Source organism: Nitrosococcus halophilus Nc 4 (assembly GCF_000024725.1).
GTDB lineage: Bacteria > Pseudomonadota > Gammaproteobacteria > Nitrosococcales > Nitrosococcaceae > Nitrosococcus > Nitrosococcus halophilus.
Genome location: NC_013960.1, coordinates 3,989,522 through 4,008,390, shown reverse-complemented (window position 1 = coordinate 4,008,390; position 18,869 = coordinate 3,989,522). Strand labels below are relative to the sequence as shown.

18 protein-coding genes are annotated in these 18,869 nt (G+C 52.9%); 4 read left to right on the top strand and 14 right to left on the bottom strand.

Features of this window, described 5'->3' with window-relative positions:
* Positions 1-4 precede the first annotated feature (4 nt).
* From NHAL_RS18850 to aroB, 3 genes are all read left to right on the top strand, one after another.
* A complete protein-coding gene (locus NHAL_RS18850; protein WP_013034748.1) occupies positions 5-2,104 on the top strand; it encodes a type IV pilus secretin PilQ in 2,100 nt (699 codons plus the stop codon).
* A gap of 166 nt (positions 2,105-2,270) precedes the next feature.
* Positions 2,271-2,822 carry a shikimate kinase AroK gene (gene aroK / locus NHAL_RS18845; RefSeq protein ID WP_083761428.1) on the top strand — a complete coding sequence of 184 codons (552 nt, stop codon included), beginning with the start codon at positions 2,271-2,273 and terminating at the stop codon, positions 2,820-2,822.
* Positions 2,823-2,894: 72 nt separating this feature from the next.
* Positions 2,895-3,971 carry a 3-dehydroquinate synthase gene (aroB, locus tag NHAL_RS18840; protein WP_013034746.1) on the top strand — a complete coding sequence of 359 codons (1,077 nt, stop codon included), beginning with the start codon at positions 2,895-2,897 and terminating at the stop codon, positions 3,969-3,971.
* 556 nt (positions 3,972-4,527) lie between these two features.
* Here the strand turns inward: aroB and NHAL_RS18835 are convergent.
* Genes NHAL_RS18835 through NHAL_RS18820 form a run of 5 tightly spaced genes read right to left on the bottom strand, consistent with a single transcriptional unit; the run spans position 4,528 to position 8,870 of the window.
* Positions 4,528-5,136: an amino acid kinase family protein gene (locus tag NHAL_RS18835; protein WP_013034745.1), complete on the bottom strand. Its 609-nt coding sequence runs from the start codon at positions 5,134-5,136 to the stop codon at positions 4,528-4,530.
* Between the two features lie 2 nt (positions 5,137-5,138).
* The gene (locus NHAL_RS21335; protein WP_162010835.1) at positions 5,139-5,348 is read right to left on the bottom strand and encodes a hypothetical protein; all 210 of its coding nucleotides are present in this window, start codon (positions 5,346-5,348) and stop codon (positions 5,139-5,141) included.
* Between the two features lie 22 nt (positions 5,349-5,370).
* Positions 5,371-6,786 (bottom strand): aminodeoxychorismate synthase component I, encoded by a 1,416-nt coding sequence (gene pabB / locus NHAL_RS18830; RefSeq protein WP_013034744.1) that lies wholly within the window; start codon positions 6,784-6,786, stop codon positions 5,371-5,373.
* 7 nt (positions 6,787-6,793) lie between these two features.
* Positions 6,794-7,855, bottom strand: a complete 1,062-nt coding sequence (locus tag NHAL_RS18825; protein WP_013034743.1) for a hydantoinase/oxoprolinase family protein — start codon at positions 7,853-7,855, stop codon at positions 6,794-6,796.
* Positions 7,830-8,870 (bottom strand): ATP-grasp domain-containing protein, encoded by a 1,041-nt coding sequence (locus NHAL_RS18820; protein WP_013034742.1) that lies wholly within the window; start codon positions 8,868-8,870, stop codon positions 7,830-7,832. The genes NHAL_RS18825 and NHAL_RS18820 overlap by 26 nt, the downstream gene beginning before the upstream one ends.
* 53 nt (positions 8,871-8,923) lie before the next feature.
* Here NHAL_RS18820 and NHAL_RS18815 point away from each other — a divergent pair, with 53 nt between their 5' ends.
* On the top strand, positions 8,924-9,637 hold the full coding sequence (locus NHAL_RS18815) for a HisA/HisF-related TIM barrel protein (RefSeq protein ID WP_013034741.1): 714 nt from the start codon (positions 8,924-8,926) through the stop codon (positions 9,635-9,637).
* 46 nt (positions 9,638-9,683) lie between these two features.
* Here NHAL_RS18815 and fae read toward each other — a convergent pair whose 3' ends face one another.
* From fae to pntB, 9 genes are all read right to left on the bottom strand, one after another.
* Complete coding sequence (gene fae, locus NHAL_RS18810) at positions 9,684-10,205, bottom strand: formaldehyde-activating enzyme (RefSeq protein WP_013034740.1); 522 nt, start codon at positions 10,203-10,205, stop codon at positions 9,684-9,686.
* A 130-nt stretch (positions 10,206-10,335) separates the two neighbouring features.
* Entirely contained in the window at positions 10,336-11,220 is an 885-nt protein-coding gene (locus tag NHAL_RS18805; protein WP_013034739.1) for a triphosphoribosyl-dephospho-CoA synthase, read from the bottom strand.
* Positions 11,217-12,128: a RimK family alpha-L-glutamate ligase gene (locus tag NHAL_RS18800; RefSeq protein ID WP_013034738.1), complete on the bottom strand. Its 912-nt coding sequence runs from the start codon at positions 12,126-12,128 to the stop codon at positions 11,217-11,219. Before NHAL_RS18800 ends, NHAL_RS18805 begins: the two co-directional genes overlap by 4 nt.
* Entirely contained in the window at positions 12,125-13,114 is a 990-nt protein-coding gene (gene mch, locus NHAL_RS18795; protein ID WP_013034737.1) for a methenyltetrahydromethanopterin cyclohydrolase, read from the bottom strand. The genes NHAL_RS18800 and mch overlap by 4 nt, the downstream gene beginning before the upstream one ends.
* An 83-nt stretch (positions 13,115-13,197) precedes the next feature.
* Positions 13,198-14,409, bottom strand: coding sequence for an ATP-grasp domain-containing protein (locus tag NHAL_RS18790; RefSeq protein ID WP_013034736.1), 1,212 nt, complete (start codon positions 14,407-14,409; stop codon positions 13,198-13,200).
* Positions 14,375-15,277, bottom strand: coding sequence for an NAD(P)-dependent methylenetetrahydromethanopterin dehydrogenase (locus tag NHAL_RS18785; RefSeq protein ID WP_013034735.1), 903 nt, complete (start codon positions 15,275-15,277; stop codon positions 14,375-14,377). Before NHAL_RS18785 ends, NHAL_RS18790 begins: the two co-directional genes overlap by 35 nt.
* Before the next feature lie 139 nt (positions 15,278-15,416).
* Positions 15,417-16,424 carry a beta-ribofuranosylaminobenzene 5'-phosphate synthase family protein gene (locus NHAL_RS18780; RefSeq protein WP_013034734.1) on the bottom strand — a complete coding sequence of 336 codons (1,008 nt, stop codon included), beginning with the start codon at positions 16,422-16,424 and terminating at the stop codon, positions 15,417-15,419.
* A 24-nt stretch (positions 16,425-16,448) separates the two neighbouring features.
* Positions 16,449-17,312 (bottom strand): NAD(P)-dependent methylenetetrahydromethanopterin dehydrogenase, encoded by an 864-nt coding sequence (locus NHAL_RS18775; RefSeq protein WP_013034733.1) that lies wholly within the window; start codon positions 17,310-17,312, stop codon positions 16,449-16,451.
* Positions 17,313-17,411: 99 nt separating this feature from the next.
* Positions 17,412-18,860, bottom strand: a complete 1,449-nt coding sequence (pntB, locus tag NHAL_RS18770; RefSeq protein WP_013034732.1) for a Re/Si-specific NAD(P)(+) transhydrogenase subunit beta — start codon at positions 18,858-18,860, stop codon at positions 17,412-17,414.
* Between the last annotated feature and the right edge of the window lie 9 nt (positions 18,861-18,869).

The window sequence follows — 18,869 nt, the reverse complement described above, 5'->3', positions numbered from 1 at the left end:
GCTAATGAAGTCCACGCACACAGTCGTTCCATCTATTTCGAGTCAGGCGTGCGGACAGCGCTGTTTCCTCCACGCTTTAATAGGTCTGCTGCTCCTGTGTTTGTTGCCCTGTACAGCCTGGGCTGCTACCGAATTGCAGGACATTGAATATTCATCCTTACCGGGTGAGGGAGTCCAGCTTCAGTTAGAGTTCTCAACGCCGGTTTCTGAACCTAAGTTCTTTGCAATTGATAATCCAGCTCGCATTGTATTAGATTTTCCAGGAGTCAAAATTGGCACAACGCCTCGATCCCAGAATATTGGAGTAGGGATGACCCGAAGTGTCACTATGGTGGAGGCAGCCGATCGTACCCGGGTCGTGATCAATTTGGTTCAGAGCGCGGCTTTTGAAACTCGGGTAGAGAAAAATATCGTTTATGTCACTGTAAACGGTTCTTCTATAGTCGCTTCAGCTAGACCAGATACGGCTGCTAATGACGAGCGGTATTTGATTAAAAATATTGATTTCCGGCGTGGCGAGGACGGTGAAGGCCGAGTGATTGTATCTCTTTCGGATGCCCAGACTCCAGTGGATATCCGGGAGGAAGGGGAGCGTATTATCGTTGATTTTATGAATACTTCCCTGCCCAAGGAGTTTGAGCGGCGCCTTGATGTTTTGGACTTTGCTACGCCGGTTAAACTTGTCGACACCTTTGCCAAGGATGGGAGTGTGCGCATGATTATTAGCCCCACTGAAGCAGAACATGAGCACCTTTCTTACCAGTCCGAGGATACCTTAATTATCGAACTCAAGCCGCTCACGAAAAAGGAAAAGGAACTGGCCAAGAAAAAGGAGTTTGGTTATGTGGGCGAAAAACTTTCTCTGAATTTTCAGAATATTGAGGTACGCGCTGTTTTACAGTTGATTGCCGATTTCACGGACCTCAATCTGGTGGCAAGCGATACCGTGCAAGGCAATGTGACGTTGCGGCTCAAGAATGTGCCCTGGGATCAGGCCTTGGATATCATCCTCAAAACTAAAGGGCTGGATATGCGCCGTACGGGTGATGTGATCTTAGTGGCGCCGGCTGCTGAAATCGCAGATCGTGAGAGGCTGGAGCTAGAAGCTAGAAAGCAGATGGAAGAATTAGCGCCGCTGCACTCTGAATTTATCCAAGTAAACTTTGCCAAGGCGAGTGATCTTGCGGCGCTTATCCAAGCTGAAGAGAATACTCTTTTGTCACCGCGAGGCCACGTGACGCTTGATGAGCGCACTAACACCTTGTTGGTGATGGATACGGCCGATAGGTTAGCGGATCTTAGAAAGTTGGTGGCTCGCCTCGATATTCCGGTGCGCCAGGTGCTCATTGAATCCCGTATTGTCATTGCCAATAGTGATTTCAGCAAGGATCTGGGGATTCGGTTTGGTTTGAGCAAGCGAGAAGATACTGGCGGGGCTTTTGATGAAGTTGTGACCTCGGGTTCGCTCAATGGCACTACCCAAATCATCAATAGGGAGACCTTGGAGCTACAGGATCGGATGAATGTTAATTTGCCTGTAACCCGGCAAGACGCGGCGCGGATTGCCCTTGCCCTGACCAAGCTGCCTCTGGGGAACCTATTGGAGTTGGAGCTTTCCGCCCTTCAGGCAGAAGGACGTGGCGAGGTGATTTCCAATCCACGAGTGATCACCTCTAATCAGAATGAAGCGTTGATTGAGCAGGGTACCGAAATTCCTTTTCAGCAAGCCACCTCCAGCGGTGCTACTTCCGTCTCCTTTAAGAAGGCCGTGCTGAGTTTAAAGGTGGTTCCTCAAATTACGCCTGATGATAGAATTATCATGGACTTAACGGTGAACAAAGACAGTGTGGGGCAAGTTTTCAACGGGGTGCCCAGCATCGATACCCGCGAGGTTGCGACCCAGGTGCTTGTCGATAATGGTCAAACCGTCGTGCTCGGCGGAATTTATGAGCAAGAGCAGAACCGGGCTAGCCGCCGGGTACCCTTTTTAGGGGATTTGCCCTATGTAGGGACTTTATTCCGGGACAAATCGGAGGTGAACAATAAGGATGAACTCCTCATCTTCGTGACCCCTAAGATTATCAAGGAGGGATTAAAACTATAATCCCCAGTATACCGTTATGTCCGAATAAGAAGGTCGAGTTCCTCTAGAGGGCTCGACCTTCTTATTTTAGCCGTCGTTACTGTACAATAGTCATTATTTGGCGTCTCTTCCCGTTAGGCATGAGCTATTCTCTAGGCAGGTTGCCTAATTAGCGGTTTGTGGATTCATTATGGCTAGAAATATTTTCCTCGTGGGTCCAATGGGGGCCGGTAAAACGACCCTTGGTCGGTACTTGGCAAAGATGCTGGGTAGAAAATTCCATGATAGCGATCGTGAAATCGAATGCCGCACCGGGGTCAGTATTCCCGTAATCTTTGAAATCGAGGGGGAGGCCGGTTTTCGGCAGCGTGAGTGTAAGATGATTGCTGAGCTTACCCAGCTAAGCAATATTATATTGGCAACTGGCGGGGGAGCGGTGCTTGCCATTGAGAATCGACAGAGGTTGGCGCAGGGAGGAACCGTCGTCTATTTGTATGCATCACCAGAACAACTCTATCGCCGTACTGTCCATGATAGCAACCGCCCTTTATTGCAGACGGAAAATCCGTTAGAGCGCCTGAAACGCTTACTCAAGGAGCGCGATCCCCTGTATCGAGAAGTGGCGGATATCACCATCAAAACAGGTGAACGACCCATCAAGGCCGTTGCCAATGAGGTGCTCCGGCAGCTTAAACGGTATGGAAATGTTCACGGGCAGAAGTTTTCCGCCATACGCTAAAGGTATAGAGGGCAACATTACTTTAATGAAGCTAGTTCGCCTTATTGCAAGGCTATAGGTATTCGTTGTTTTATGATTACAGTACAAGTCGACCTTCAAGAACGTAGTTATCCCATCTATATTGGCAGCGGCCTGCTAGACCAAGGCCACCTTTTGGTAAAGCATATCGTGGGACCTGAGGTCATGGTCGTCACTAATGAGACGGTGGCGCCTTTATATCTAGAGACCCTTTTGAAGGGGCTCAAAGACTACCGTTGTGCCCAAGTAATCCTGCCTGATGGCGAGCAATATAAGACTTTGGAGGTATTGGGGCAAATTTTTGATGGGTTGCTCAAAGCCCCCTTTTCCCGTCGTTGCACCGTGATTGCCTTGGGTGGCGGCGTTATTGGTGACATGGCGGGATTCGCTGCGGCCTGTTACCAGCGGGGAGTTGCCTATATTCAGGTTCCTACCACCTTATTAGCCCAGGTGGATTCCTCTGTCGGGGGAAAGACAGCGGTTAACCACCCTCGGGGAAAGAATATGATCGGTGCTTTTTACCAGCCCCGCTGTGTTTTGGCTGATACGGATACCCTCAATACCCTGGATGAGAGGCAGTTGCGGGCGGGAGTGGCTGAGGTGATCAAATATGGCCTTATTCGGGATGCGGAGTTCTTTGCCTGGTTAGAGGAGCATATTAGTGAGTTATTGGCGCGAAACCCCTTAGCATTGGCACAAGCCATTGAGTGGTCTTGCCATAATAAGGCCGAGGTCGTTGCAGCCGATGAGCGAGAATCAGGGATACGGGCAATTCTTAATCTAGGCCATACTTTTGGCCATGCGATTGAAACAGGTCTGGGGTATGGTACCTGGTTGCATGGTGAAGCGGTGGCGGTGGGTATGGCAATGGCAGCGGATTTGTCAAGGCGGCTAGGGTGGTTGTCGACTCCAGAAGTAAAGCGGGTGCTTAATCTATTGGAGCAGGCGGGGCTTCCTAGGCATGCCCCGCGAGAAATTGATAAGGCTCGCTTCATGGAGTTGATGGCAGTGGATAAAAAAGTCATCGATGGGCATTTGCGCCTGGTATTACTGAAACAGTTGGGGCAGGCTACGGTGACCGGTGATTTTAGACCCGAGCTGCTAGAAGCTACGATAGAGGATTGCCGTTAGGGAGCCTAGCCAAATTCCGCTGGGATTTTTAGCCTCTTCGTGCGCACAGCGCACGCTACTTGTCGGCTCGTAGGGGCGGTTGAGCAATGCGAAACCGACCGTTGGGTGGCTTTTTGCAAACTTATTTTTTCTGCTGTAAAAAAAAAGCCGCAAGCTCCTCCTTATTTCTTCATTCCATAATGCCAGCCCGTCCCAAAATACCGTATATTTTACAATTAGTTATTCAGCTATGTTTATTTGGGTGCCTTAATTTTTAAATTTTACGGATATAAACGGCATAAAATATGCCTAATAAATAGAGGGGGAAATTTACCCTCCAGTAAATAGCAGAGGTATTTACTATGGTTAATATGCAAAGACGTCGGTTTCAAGGAACGTTGACCATCAAAGAGGAAGAGTCCGTGATGAGATTATTCAAATCATGCGGGGGCTTTGTTCTTTTCATAATGGCAACATGGCTATTGGCATTATAACAATATTTATAAATTAAATTTTTTGAGATAATTTATGATATTGTGCCCAGTTAAGCTTTTGTTTTTTAAGCTAACTGGGCAATTTATTTATCTGGACAGATCCGGGTTCCCATATTAGCCATACCTGTCCGGGTGATTTGGAGGTAGTCATCGGCGGTAATGCAATAGCAGGGAACCGTCAGAGAATGAAGAAAATGAGGGAAAGCGGCGTCAACGATCCCTTGGGCAGCAAGGGCGCGGGCGCTGATCACCGGTTCCGATAGCCGCGCTTGTTTAATCAAGACGAGACGGCGGGCTTTTAGTTGGCCGCTAAGCCAAACCGCTAGGCTGTCAGAGGTAACCTCCCAACTTTCTGGAATGGCAGGTTGATCCAATAGCTCGGCTGCGGGCAACCAAATCGGGACTCGCTGCTGGCTGAGTGCTTGTTTAATGTCTTTACGACTAGCTGCGAGACAAAGTCTAGGCTCTAAGCCCTGTAGCAAGCGGCCAAATTGCTCCATGGCAAGCAAGGCCATAGCATGGGCGCAGGCATCGGCTATCCTCCAGCGGTTTTGGGCGTGGCGTACTTGATCAGCAAAGGGGCCGCCACCCGGTACAATGACAATTTGGCCTTCATAGGTGGCGAGCCGCTGAAGCCAGCGGGGTAAGTAGTGACTTTCGTAAAGGCTGCCGCCGAGCTTGACAACCCACATTTTTAAGTACCCATGAATAAAAGATGAGGTAGGAGCGAGCCGGTGGGCGTGGAGCCAGGGGACAGGGAAGTCCCCGCACCGATTCGCCGGGAGCGAATCGGGACATCCGGAGGATGCCCCCAGGGGGTGCGCCAGGGAGGGCGCGCATCAAGCCCTTTTTTCATGGAGGAAAAACGGGTTTGCGGAACACCACCAGCTCGCTCCAGGAACACTTCAAAACTTTTACTGAGGTACTTATATTACTCTGCCCGATGCGGGAGCGGTATACTCACTCAAGGTTTGCAAGATAGCTGCGGCTTTATCTAGGGTTTCCTGGTATTCGGCCTTTTCCACCGAATCGGCGACAATTCCTCCTCCTGCCCAGAAGCGCAAAGAGTTGTGATTGTAAACTAGGGTGCGGATCGCAATGTTGGTGTCCATGTTGCCTTCAAAACCAATATAGCCCAGGCTGCCACAATAGATCCCGCGGCGGTGGGGTTCTAATTCCTCAATGATTTCCATGGCGCGCACTTTGGGGGCGCCGGTGACTGACCCCCCAGGAAAGCAAGCTTGCAGCAAATCAAGGGAATCTCGTCCCGGTGCCAGTTGACCGCGTACGGTGCTCACCAGGTGGTGGACAGTCGCGAAGGACTCGATAGCACAGAGGTTAGGCACATGAATTGAGCCTGGGAGGCAGACTCGGCCTAGGTCATTACGTAAAAGATCGACGATCATTACGTTTTCTGCTCGGTCTTTGGGGCTATTTTGAAGTTCCAGCGCAAGCCTATGGTCTCTCCTAGGCGAAGATGATCGGGGCCGAGTGCCCTTGATGGGACGGGTTTCAACCCGGCCTCCATTGACGAGCAAGAAGCGTTCCGGCGAGGTACTCAACACCCCCCCTTCTGGGGTAGAAAAGTAGGCGCTGAAGGGAGCGGCATTGCGCAAGCGTAAGCGACGGTAGAGGGTCCATGGATCCCCTTGGGCCGGTACTTCAAACCGTTGTGCTAAATTTACCTGATAGCAATCACCCTCATGGATATAGTGTTGAATCCTTGCAAAAGCCTGGTGGTAGCCCTCTCGATTCATATTGGACTCAATCTGGCCACATAGCCGAAAGGTTGACCCGGTGGGGGGGCGGCGGATCTGGCTAAGATGAAATTTAAGCGCTTCCCAGCGTTCCCAAGTGCGGGAATCATAACCTTGTCCTACGAGAAAGCAGCGTCGTTGGTGGTGGTCGACGACAATGACCCAATCATAAAGCCCGATGGCCATCTCCGGCATGTGCTCGGCGTCAAGGGCAAGGGTGGGCAATTGCTCTAGGCGCCGTCCTAGGTCATAACTGAAATAGCCCATGGCGCCACCCCCTAGAGGAAGCTCGGGAAAGACAAGAGGAGGCTTTTTATTGTGGCAGCGGCGCAACTCAGATTGCAGCAGGGCAAAGGGATTTTCAAGGCTTAAAAGGGTATCATGGCGTTTGCAAACCGTAGTTTCAGAACCTCGGCAACTAAAAGTGACAAAGGGATCCGCGGCAATAATGTCAAAGCGCCCAAATGGACTCGCGGGCCTGCCGCTGTCTAAAAATATGGGCCAGGGCTCTCGTCGTATCGCCTCGAATAGCGGTATCGAGTCCTCGGAGTAGGGAAGTTCCGCATACAGGGGGTGTGGCTTCATAATTAAATTAGTCGGTTTTATCTTGCAGCTGTTCCCAGGCAAGCCGGGCAAGAGCAGCGGCTGGAGCATGGTCAGCGCTCATGGAGGCCTGGGGATTGGTTTCCAAAGCGGTAGCAAGATCCCCATAGGGCCGATGAAGCCGCCGAGCACATTCGGCAGCGAGGAAACGGCCTATTCCCGCACCGATAACGGGGGCTTCTGGTGAAAGCTCCGCCTTTGAGAGCACCTGGAAGCTGGCGTTGGTCAGTTGTTGGCACTGTTGCTCGGCAAAGTAGGCTGCTAACCCCCGCCAGGTTTGGAGGGGCCAATGTTTGCTATCCGCCCCTACCATTCGGGCTAGGCGCCGAGCGCAGTCTTCCGGGTGTTTGCCCCGATTATCGGCGCTTGGATGAAGATCCACACCTACTGAAAGCCAGCCCAATAGATGGTAGACATCGGCCGTGGTGGCAAAGTATTCGGCGGCTAATCGCACCCAGTGTCCTTCCAGGGGAGCTTGCCGGGCCAAGGCCATGAGGGGGGTACGTGTCACCCCGCTATAGAGCAGTTCGCCACTGCTAAGGCGTTCCTTATCATTGTTGCCTTGAGGGCAGGGGATCCCCTCCTTGTAGGGAATGAGATCGCTGGTGGTGCTGCCAATGTCCAGGAACAGTCCCTGCGTCCAATGCCGGGCAGCTAACTGGCTAGTGGCAAGATAGTTAGCGGAGGCAATGGCTTCTGTATGCTTGGGGGCTTGTTCCAGCGGGATGAGCCCCTGCGCCCCAGCAAATACGTATATCGGTATATTCTGAAAATGCTGTGAGGTATATTCTAGGATCTTGATGACTCCCTCATCCCGGTCGTTAAATAAATCAACCAGTTCTCCGGTTATGGTAATGGCGGCTAAGTTACCCCTATCCCCCAGTTCAATCTGCATCTGGCTGAAAGCCTGTTGTAATTTTTCTAGGCCTTGCCAGAGGGGACAGGGGAGTTGGGTGCATGCCGTAATTCGACCCTGGGAATCAGTCAATGCTGCTTTGAGATGGGCACCGCCAATGTCCCAGCCGCTAACAGTGAGTTGCTTGGATAGCAAGCCCTTCCTCCACTGAAACGGTCACTTTTGGGTTGGGTTGAGGCGGCAACTCTACTGCTCCCATCCCTTTATGCAGCAGGGTCAGCAGCCAGGTAGCAGGGTTCATTCCGTAAGCTGCCCCCAACCCTACGTAGCTGGTGGTGAGGCGAGGGTTGATCTCCAGCACCACCGGCTGGGGACTCAGCACAAGATCCACCCCGACAAAACCCCATAGCCCAGGGAGGACGCTGGCGATAGTCGCGGCGACATTCTGGAAGATTTTGTGATCCAGTTTTGAATACTCCATACCATTGACCGTAATGTTGGTAAGGCGCATTGCGCCATTTTCAATTTGGATTTGTTGGTGATTCCCGCATAATAAATGGGCTTCAGCTTCGGCACAGAGCAGGCAGAGACTGGCCGCTGTTCCTCGGATATAGGGTTGGACAATTTCCTTTTCCCAAGTCTCAGGGGACCTGTGTTGCTTCCAGGTATTCAACGCGGTAGCGTTCTCAAAATATAGAACACCGGTACTTCCTGCACCATCGTCCGGCTTGCAGACGAGGGCGTTCCCTGGGAAAGTATTGGGCTGCCAGTCCTTAAGCCAGACTGTGGGGGCCGTGGTAAGTCCTGCTGCAGCCAGACATTCGGCAGTCCGGGTTTTGCTCGCGGCGATGGCGGTTGCCTCGGGGCGGCAGCCGAGTAAGCGTTTGCCAGTCTTGAGTACCCAGGACTGGATCTCGGCCAATAGGCCATCGGTCTCTGGAGCAATGGGCAAGACTCCATCCACATAGTCTAAGCAGGCGAGCCAGCGGCGGCGAAAATCGTCCAGGTCGCGAACATAGTGGCAGCGGTGGGTGTGGGAAGGAATATCTAGGCGGAAATCCCGAAGAATGACGGGCTGTACCCCTTGATTTCCTGCCAAGTCCTTGAGCAACGCTTGCAGCATGGCATTGCCTTCTCTCACCGGCTGGCCGGGTAAAGGCTCTGTACAGAGAGCACCGCTGGTCATGTGTTCATAAACTAGGATTTTCATTGTTGAGTACTCGCCTAGGATAGGGTAGGTATTTATTGTAAAGGATTTGGGAAATGAAACTTCTTCCTGTCCTTGATTTATTGGGTGGGGTGGTCGTCCACGCCAGCGGCGGGCAACGGGATAGCTATCGGCCCTTGGTTTCTCCCCTTGCCCCCGATTCCTCACCATTAGGGGTGGTGGCAGGATTACTGCAACTTTATCCATTCCCCCATTTATACATTGCCGATTTAGACGCTATTATGGGGCAAGGTGATAATAGCGCGGCGATAGGGTCTATCGCCGAAAACTATCCTGGCTTGGCCTTATGGGTAGATGCAGGAATGGTGAGCCCCAGCGCTATAGTCCAGTGGCTTGCCCTCGGGGTGGCACGGCCAGTTGTGGGAACGGAAACCTTACCTACCTTAGAGTCCTGGCAAGTACTGCAAACCTCCCCTTGGGCGGAACGCTTAGTATTGTCTTTGGATCACCGCAGAGGGGAATTTCTGGGTCCTGTGGGACTGGATCAGCAACCGGAGCTGTGGCCTGAGACGGTCATTGCCATGAGCTTAGATCAGGTTGGAAGGGGAGAAGGGCCGGATTGGGCTCTCTTGGAACGGCTGAAGCAAGAACGTCCCCAAAGGGGAGAGTTATTGGCGGCAGGTGGAGTCCGTGGTCTTGAAGACTTAAGGCGATTGGCAGCCGGGGGAGTTCAGGGAGTCTTGCTGGCGAGCGCCTTGTATGAAGGAAGTTTAAAGGCGGCAGATATTATAAAAATCGTCCCCTCTTGAGAGGGGACGATGTCAGATTCTTTGTGGATTCAAGGAATCCAAGGGTTTAGGGGTGAGCTTCAAATGGGTGTTGGACTTTCCCCTTTTGTTCCACCACCTCAGAGGCCTTGGGCTCGCGGGCTATGGCGCGTTTGATGGATAATTTAGTGGCCTGGTAATTCCAGTCCTGGATACGGGTATCATTATCAGCCTTGGAATCAATAAAGACGCCTACGCAGATAAAGATGTCGTCGGCTTCATTGGCAGGAATAGTCCCGTCTTCAACGCAGTCGGCCACCGCCATGGCAACCCCGCGCTGGGCAGGACCAAACATCTGGACGGCCTGCTTGCCGCCTTTGATAGTGACCTTGTTAAACATCACGGTAGCCGGTTTGACCATCAGGTTGGGAGCGACTAGCGCTAGTAAAGAATTATGGCCCTCTTTCTGGTTGGTCAGGGCGTTGCAGAAGGCATCTTCTGCCGCGCTACCGCGGGGTCCCATGATGATATCAATATGGGCGACGTTTTTCAGATCATTGTCTTCAATGACTAGCGCTTCACCAACGAGTATGCGATCTACAACGGGCATTTTTTGTTCCCCCCTAGAAAACAGTTTGTCGAAAAACCCCATGAGATTATCTCCCACTGGAAATAATAGGTTGCAACATGCCTCAAAGGACACGTGCCCCTCACTATTGAAGAATCCAAGCGTGAGTTCTTCAAGCCTCCAAAAATTTGAGTGCGCTGGGCTGGCATAGACCTCCCACAAGTAGTGTTGCCGCAGTCAAATCAGCGCTGGTTCCTGGATTAATGAAGTCTCGCTTAAGGGCCTGATCCCAGGCCCTTAAGCGAGACTTCATTTGGGATACCGGTCCTTGATTTATAAGCTTTTTTTGTAATTCGGAAGCTTTTTGTGCAACTTGCGCTGCAACAGTAGCACCATATTTTCGCCTTACCAAGCTATCCGGGAGAGTAGCGAGGAAGGTAAGATACGCCAATGTGGTTGCCCACTCAATATTTTCCCATTTGGAGAACCCTTCAAGCAGACTAGGTATTCCCAGCTCAAAGATATCCCCGAAGCCGTTATGGTATTGCCGCGCGATGCTATCCCACTCAGCAGCCCATTGCATGGCTTCCAGCAGCGTAACTTGGGGCTCCTCGGCAATATCATGTGCTGAGCTATGCCCTATGCCTCCAGGCTGAGCGAGGCGAATCGCCTGGTAGGCCAGCCGGGCATCATCGATGCCCAGGCGGGCCAGCACAGTGGTCAACGCCGGTCTCAATGTGGCTGGCTTCTCCGCCTCAAGTGTGGCCCTTGCTAAAGGGGAAAACAGCAAAATGATTCCCAGGTTGGTATTCGTGTTGACTGCGGTTTTGGTCGCGATCACCGCAGCGAGTATGCGCTCGCCGACCCCTTTACCGGCGGTGCTTAATACCGGGGCGATAGCCTGGGCACTGTGCAGAAAATCCTCTAATTTCATGCCGTGTCCGCTACTATAGGCATTCACATTACCAGGCTTGGGGGCTAATACTTCAACTCGGCAAGCCCACTCAATGACCCTCGCCAAGTTGGGCCAGGTGACTTGAAGCCCAGGTTTTGTCACCAACTGCTCTGCTCCAAATAAGGATGCTGTAGCCGCTTTAGTAAAGCTTCTGCTAAGGCTTTAGCAATATTGATCCCCGTGGTTTGTTGCAGGGCCTTCCAGGAGGGAACGCTGTTAACCTCTAGTACCTGAAAACCTTTGTCTGGGGTTTGGATGATGTCCACGCCCGCATAGTCAACGGCGACTGCCCGGGTGGCTTGGCAGGCTAAGGTGCCCATTTCCCGATCTAAAGCGGCTGGGAAACATTCAGCCCCTCGCGCAACGTTGGTGATCCAGCTTCGACCACGGCGAACCATCGCAGCAATACAACGGTGGTCGACTACAAAGAGCCGCCAATCCTGCCACCTATTGGGCTGAGCCGGGGGTATAAATTCTTGCAGGTAGTAAAGCCCTCCGCTGACCTCGCAGGTCTCCAGATCGGCAGTCTTTCCTATCCGGGTAATTCCCTGTCCTTGGCAACCAAATAATGGTTTTAGGACGAGTTCATGTTTTTCCTGATGTGCTTGGGCACTGACGAGGCGGGCTTGTTCCCAATCTTCGCAAGCCCAGGTACGGGGGGTGGGTACGCCCTTATAGCGTAGGAGCAGTGAAGTTCGTGCCTTGTCTACCGTGCGTTCAATGGCCAATGGACTATTCAATACGGGGACTCCCAGTTCGGCCAAAGCATGCAATACATCCAGCCGCAAGGTGATTTGTTCAAAACTCCCGGCGGCGACACCGCGGACGAGTACCCCATCCGGTAACTCCGCCCCTAGTCCGGGAATATGGAGCCCTGTGGGCCGATCCAGATCAATCCGGCATTGGGCCAAGTTGGAGCGGATAAGGGTTATCCCATAGGGGGCCAGGGCGGCCTCTAGCTGGTCACTGTGCCAGCCGTGGCCATCATTAAAGATGACCACCCGCGTCATGGTGACAGGCCAAAAGTTTTGGCTAACAACCCAGGGTTCAGGCTGCCTGCCTGGAAACTTTTACCGCTTTTTATCGAGGTCACCATGACTTTGGCGGGACTAAAGAGCATCGGATCGATTTGAAAAAAATCATAGCGGTAGGATTTGAATATTTCCGCAAAGGGACGGCCATAATCCCGCGACATGGTGCTGGGCATCTGCTTGGCAAGATCTTGAGCCTCACTATCACCACAGTCCACAAAAAGGTGCACTTGGCCGCCAAGCAAAATAGCATCATTAGTTCGGCCCATGGCGGTCATAAAATCACCCCCTGGTGGCGCCACAGGGGTAACTCCATAACCATCGACGATCTGTTCCAGGGGGAATTTCAGGGTATGGGCTTTGTGTATAGCCACCTCTAAGACCCGGATAGCAATTTGCATTACCCCCGCTAAGCGGGTTGTCGGGGTCAGGATAAGGGTCAAATTCTCCGGTTTAATTCCGCAGGCCGTGGCGATTTTATCGGCGATGGCCACCGGGGGATATTGATCCACCTCCATGACTAGACAAGTGGCTTCGGCCTTATCTCGATAACCCAGCTCCTTGAACAGTTCTTCTTTTCCCGCTAAGGCCCGTCCCGGCCCTGAGCCCAGGGCATGAAATTTACTTCCCTCTTCGCTTTGGTGGGACAGGCTCCAGCCCGCATACTGGCTGCCTAGGCAACAGAGAATAGGGGTTGCGGTATGAACATTGACCGACCAGGGCCAAGCCTCAAAACCGCTCACGGTGCCTAAAGTGGCGCAGCCTAAACCCCCCATACAGATTTCCCCAATCCGTCTGCCTGCTTCCAGACCCCCAGGAGCCTCAATCCCCGCATCCACGACTCGAGTGCCGTTATCAAGGTCATGAAGCTTGAGTCGAAGGGATTCCGCCTCATGCACGAGTGCTTCCACGAGGGGGTGGCAGAGCGCATTAATGCTGGGCCATTGTGCTCCAATATTGCTCATAGCCAATTTCTATCATTGATTGGGCAGAGGGTGGTAGGGAAATAATAGTCGAAATCTCGGAATGTTGCTTGGTTGTGGGAAGATTAAAGGGGGATTTCATTTGGAGTTAGCAGTTTCAGCACTTGCTGTTGGCGCCGCCGAAGCAGTTGCCGACATTTTTCGATGCTAGCTCCCCTGGCGTGGATGGAACAAATAGGTTCTTCTCGCTCGATTTTGAGCCTCGCAACCGGGAGGTCATAGCAAAAGCTTGGCCAGAGGATATTGGGGGGGATCTGCAATGGGTGAGGCGCATAGAGAATGGAAAAGGCATGGGCTGTGGTCATGGGGGTAACCCTTAAGGGTAAGGGAGCCTCTAGACACGCTTTGACATGGGCGTCAAAGGGGTTAAGGAGATCCTGGTAGAGGTTGAGGGAGGCGGGAGGCCGGGGGTTGATTTCAAGGATCTGGAGCCCCCCCGGTTCCTGGATAAAATCCAATCCGTTGATGCCCCGCAGTCCAGTTGCTGTCACCATTGCGTGGAGATAGTTTCGCAAAAGGGTAGCGGCTGCGGGCGTTAAGTTGAGGGGGGCGGCAACTCCGCCATAACGGTAAGGTGCGGCAGGGGTGGCAGCGGTCCATAGGCGGTTATAGCCGAGGATTTGCGTTTCCTTGCCATTGGCAAGAAATAGCACCGATCCTGGCTGCCCTTCTAGCTTCCGTTGATAGTAATAGGAAGATGTAGTAGAGGCGCGCCGTTCTTGAGCCAGGGGGCGTCCTTCTTGTCTTCTAACCTGCTCCCAGCGGGTCGCCGGTAATACATGATAGCCACCCGTGCCGCCAATAGCCTTGCACAGCCATCCGTGGGGAAGAGCAGGGGGGGAGAAGCGGATTTCCGGTGCCGGGATGGCGAGTTTCCACAGCAAGGAAAAAAAACGGCGCGGATCTTTAAGCAGGCGAACGCAGTGGGGAGTATTACCCAATAATACTCCCCGTTGACTCAATTCTTCCATGAGTTCGGGGCGGTTTTCGAAGCCGCTCCCAAAAACCAGGCCCGCCGGGTTGGTTTCTGCCTTGAGGAGCTGCGTTATCCCTTGATGCCAATGCTCGGCGTCAGCGCCGGGAGGGATTTGGATCCAGGCAGAGGCCGCCTGCCGGGTTTCTCTATCGGCGTAGCAGTCGGCGACCAACACGCGGTATCCGCCAGCGGCGGCGGATTGGGCTAGCGCGCGCCCGCTGGTGCCTAGAATGAGGATGGGGTGGGCTAGGTCCCACTCCCCCAGATTACAGTAGGTTTCGAGCTTGTTTGAAGGCGTCACGAAAATCTAAATAGACCGGCTGTTGACTTTCCAGCAAGGCCCGTAAAAGAGTTTGTTGCAGTTTGTATTTCACATCTCCAACGGCCAGGGCGCCGATGCCTACCGCTCCTGTTGCGCCCGCATATTTAAGCGGGGTGCCGAAATCTTTAAGTTTTATGCCCTCGATGCCAAGGGGAGGAACGGCGTTGACATCACCCGCCACTTTAAGTTTTTTGGCATCGGCGAGGACAGAGGCATTGAGTATTTGGATCCCAGCCTTGGCGGTGCAAAAGATGAGGTCAGCATCGGCCAAGAGGCGAGCCTTGTCGGCACCGGAGCTGGCATAGGTGCCGTGCAAAGAGCTCTCAAAGCGCCGGTTATACTCGCTAGCTTTTTCTAAAGCTGTATCAATGGAGAGATGGTCCACCAGGTGAGTGTCGGCTCCCGCGAGGGCGGCAATAATGCCGGTAGCTATCCCCACCGGGCCGGTGCCACCGAAAACCACGGCCCGGCAGCCTTTTAGTTCAGTTTCATGTTTGGTTTTGAGTTCTTTTTCCACACAAGCGACGAGGGCAGCGGCAGTGGTGAAGGCACCACTGGGATCGACGAGTATTGAAACCTCAAAAGGAGGAACCATGGCCTTTTTTGCCGCCTCCAGCATTTCCAGCGCCAGGCCGATGTCTCGTCCACCCATGAAAATTGCAGTTCGTTTTACTCCCCCTGGACCCCGGGAGAAGATGGTATCCTGCACCAGGCCATTGATTTCCTCAAGTTTGACATGGGGGTAGGGAACGATCACCTCAAATCCCGCATCCACCGCCATATTGATATCAAACGGGCTGACATGGGGCATGGGGTCTAGCATGTGAATGATAGAGCGTTTTTCCACGGAGCACCCTCCTCCATATATTAGGGTTGGGTCTTTACCCATGTACTTTAGCTCAAGCCTGGAGTGTTAGTTTGAATCTTTCACTTGGACAGGCAGGAAGAAAAGCGGATATTTTATCTAGTGTGGGGTCACATTCGATTTACTTTTTTGAATCCACTAAAGATTCCACCCTGCCACCCTGATTGCGGGCACGGGTAATGATAAATTGCAATTTTGGCCCCCCCTGGAGGGCCTCCTTAGCCCATTGGATGAGACGGGCCTGGAGGTTACGTACTGCGGTTTCTCCTTCGACCAAGGCAAACCCCGTAGGTCCCCAAGAACTTTGGCCCACGGCAGGAACCCCCCACTGTTGGGCCTGTTGCAAGGCGGCTGCTATCCAGGGACTGGCAAAGCGGGCTCCCTGGGCCGGGGCAAAATAGTCTCCTATGGCGGCTTGGATAGCATTGAGCGCTTGGCCGAAAGCTTGAATATCCCGTTCCACCAGGGCCGGTAGAGCTTGCATCAGGGTCAGACGACATAAAACTGCCGCTTGTTCCGCGGGAAAGGGGGGGAGGCTGTGGAAAGCCCTGGTTTCGGCTGTTCCATGGAGACCCTGCAGGGTGGGCTCGATGATTAAAAGCACCCACCATTCTTCAGGAAAGTCATGGCGGCAGATAATAGGCGGTATTTGTCCCTTGGGTTTCAGACCACCGTCAACCAGAAACCCTCCCTTGAGAAAGCTTCCAATACCAATACCGGAGCGCTTACCCCGATCGAGCAGGGCGGCAATCTCAGGTATGCTCAACGGCAGATGATTGACTTGGCTGATGGCTCGGCCTATGGCGAGTGCGAGCTGGGTACCGGAGCCGAGTCCCGAGTGGTCAGGGATGGCCTCTTTGATAGTCAGATGAACGGCATGGTTAACCTGCAGGCGCTGCTCCGAGAGTACTTTATAAAAGCGTTCAGTTATTCGCTGGGCTCGATGGCTAACGGGGCCTTGGCAGCAGAGGCGGGGGGCCGGTACCGCTTCTACAACGGTGCGAGGCCATTCTAAGGTCAGTCCGATGCTGCCAAACTTCCGCCCTAAACCCCCATGCAGGTCAAGGAACCCCAGGTGGAGGCGAGCTGGGGCGGATACCCGAACACCATTCCCCAGTGGGTGCGGCATTATCTAGGGGGATAATCCCATGGGTTACTTGTCAATTTCACAAGCAATATCGTAGATCGTTATCTCATCCAACAAGCAATCATTGCTTTTAAAAAGGGAGGCGATGCTGCTCCGGTGGATCTTCATTTTCAAATTGCCGATGGCGATGGCACCGTAGAAGCGCTTACCAAAGCGTTCCACACCATCATCTGTGACTTCCATTTCTTCTACCCCCAGGGGGGGCACGGCATTGACATCTGCCATGATTTCTAAAGTCGAGGCGGCTGACCATACGGATTGGGGTAGAAGGGAAACACCCGGAGGCCCACAGGTAATGGCCACGTGGGCATTTTCTAATAGGGCTCTGGTATCTTCGGTGGAGTGGCTCTCGGCAGGTGTGATCTTGGCTTGGTAGCGGGATTGCATTTCTTCGGCGATCGCCATTGAGCGGCTGATATGGCGGGAGGTTAGGACAACTTCGCTGGCCCCTTCCTTGAGCAGATAGAGGGCACAGCGCTGCCCTACAGGACCGGTGCCGGCGAGGATAACGGCTTTCTTGGCGCGAATATCGTAATTTCCCACGATTTTCCGGGCTAGGGCCGCCGCCGTGGTATTCGCGCCATTGGGATCAAGCATGACCGAAACCCGCACCGACCCAAAGAAGCATTTTTTGACCGCTTCGGCAAGCTGCTGACTATCCGAGACATGGGAGCCTCCGAGGAAGATGGCGCTATTGGCCAATTGCTTACCGCCTCGGGTGAACATAAGACCATGGACCAGGCCTTCGACTTTGTCGGGCGTTACTCCACCATAGCTCATGATGTGGTCAACCCCGGAGTCGTAGGCCACCACCTGATCGAAGACACTTGGAATTGGGTCTGTGTCAAGTTGAAGTAATAGCTTCTTCATCTCGGTTGGCTTTGGAAATTTTAAAATAACGAGTCAAAGCCTTTCTTTTGTATCCTTTTTGTAAAGTGGCTTCCATTAGGGAAAACCCTAAAGCTAAGTTTAGTTGGCGGCAGCACGATAGGAAGCGGTTTCTTGAGTATCCTTATGGAGATGGGAGAGCACCGTATCCAGACTTTCCTTGGCATCGCCGAAAAGCATGCGCGTGTTTTCTTTGTAGAACAACGGATTATCTACACCCGCATACCCCGTCGCCATGCCTCTTTTCAGCACGATGGTGGTTTTTGCTTTCCACGCTTCAAGCACCGGCATGCCGGCAATGGGACTATCGGGAATTTCCTGGGCGGAAGGGTTGACAATGTCATTGGCGCCAATCACCACCGCCACGTCCGTGGTGGGGAAGTCCTGGTTAATCTCATCCATTTCCAAGACGATGTCGTAGGGGACCTTGGCTTCGGCCAGCAATACATTCATATGACCTGGCATGCGCCCAGCAACGGGATGGATTGCAAAGCGGACATTAATGTTTTGCTCACGCAATAATTTGGTGATTTCATAAACGGTATGTTGGGCATGAGCCACGGCCATGCCATAACCGGGGATAATGGTGATGTTTTTAGCCGTTTCCAACAGATGGGCAGTTTCTTCAGCAGTAATGGCCACGACCCCCTGGGCGTCGCCAGGGGCGGTAGCGGTAGCGCCTCCCCCTTCGGCACCAAACCCCCCCATAATTACACTGATGAAATTGCGGTTCATTGCCCGGCACATGATATAGCTGAGAATGGCGCCGCTACTGCCTACCAAGGCTCCGGTAACAATCAATAGATCATTGGCAAGCATAAAGCCCGTGGCTGCTGCCGCCCATCCTGAGTAGCTATTGAGCATGGAGATAACGACGGGCATGTCTGCGCCTCCAATAGTCATCACCATGTGGACGCCAAACCCCAGTGCAATGATCGTCATCAGGAAGAGGTAGAACAACCCTCCACCCGTTGATTCAGCTCCCACAAAGGCCTTACCTAGCCAAATTGCTAAAATCAAAAGCCCTAGATTTAACCAGTGACGGGCAGGAAGCAACAATGGTTTGCTGCTGATACGTCCGCTCAGCTTGCCAAAAGCAATGACGGAACCGGAAAAGGTGACGGCCCCAATAAGCACGCCGAGATAGGTTTCAATGTCATGGATTGTTTTTTCGACCCCGGTGGGGTGGGCCTCTGGAGCAATAAAGTTGGTATAGCCGACTAAGACGGCAGCAAGGCCAACAAAACTATGGAGTATGGCCACCAGTTCCGGCATTTGGGTCATCTTGACTTGCTGGGCCACTTTGACCCCCCCGATTGCGCCGATAATCATGGCGATGACTATCCACACATAAGCGCCGATACCGGTAACTGCTTCGCTGAGGATCGTGGCGAGGATGGCGATGGCCATGCCCACCATGCCGTAGAGGTTGCCGCGCCGCGCTGTTTCCTGGTGGCTCAAGCCTCCCAGACTGAGGATGAACAGGATAGTTGCGCCAATATAGGCCATGGTAACCAAGCCTTGGGACATGATGTTGTG

What these genes read in the sequence shown, in the direction of transcription:
- NHAL_RS18850 (WP_013034748.1), top strand. Translation starts at nt 5, where the DNA reads ATGAAGTCCACGCACACAGTCGTTCCATCTATTTCGAGTCAGGCGTGC.
- aroB (WP_013034746.1), top strand. Translation starts at nt 2,895, where the DNA reads ATGATTACAGTACAAGTCGACCTTCAAGAACGTAGTTATCCCATCTAT.
- NHAL_RS18835 (WP_013034745.1), bottom strand. Translation starts at nt 5,136, where the DNA reads ATGTGGGTTGTCAAGCTCGGCGGCAGCCTTTACGAAAGTCACTACTTA.
- pabB (WP_013034744.1), bottom strand. Translation starts at nt 6,786, where the DNA reads ATGAAGCCACACCCCCTGTATGCGGAACTTCCCTACTCCGAGGACTCG.
- NHAL_RS18820 (WP_013034742.1), bottom strand. Translation starts at nt 8,870, where the DNA reads ATGAAAATCCTAGTTTATGAACACATGACCAGCGGTGCTCTCTGTACA.
- NHAL_RS18815 (WP_013034741.1), top strand. Translation starts at nt 8,924, where the DNA reads ATGAAACTTCTTCCTGTCCTTGATTTATTGGGTGGGGTGGTCGTCCAC.
- fae (WP_013034740.1), bottom strand. Translation starts at nt 10,205, where the DNA reads ATGCCCGTTGTAGATCGCATACTCGTTGGTGAAGCGCTAGTCATTGAA.
- NHAL_RS18800 (WP_013034738.1), bottom strand. Translation starts at nt 12,128, where the DNA reads ATGACGCGGGTGGTCATCTTTAATGATGGCCACGGCTGGCACAGTGAC.
- mch (WP_013034737.1), bottom strand. Translation starts at nt 13,114, where the DNA reads ATGAGCAATATTGGAGCACAATGGCCCAGCATTAATGCGCTCTGCCAC.
- NHAL_RS18780 (WP_013034734.1), bottom strand. Translation starts at nt 16,424, where the DNA reads ATGCCGCACCCACTGGGGAATGGTGTTCGGGTATCCGCCCCAGCTCGC.
- NHAL_RS18775 (WP_013034733.1), bottom strand. Translation starts at nt 17,312, where the DNA reads ATGAAGAAGCTATTACTTCAACTTGACACAGACCCAATTCCAAGTGTC.
- pntB (WP_013034732.1), bottom strand. Translation starts at nt 18,860, where the DNA reads ATGTCCCAAGGCTTGGTTACCATGGCCTATATTGGCGCAACTATCCTG.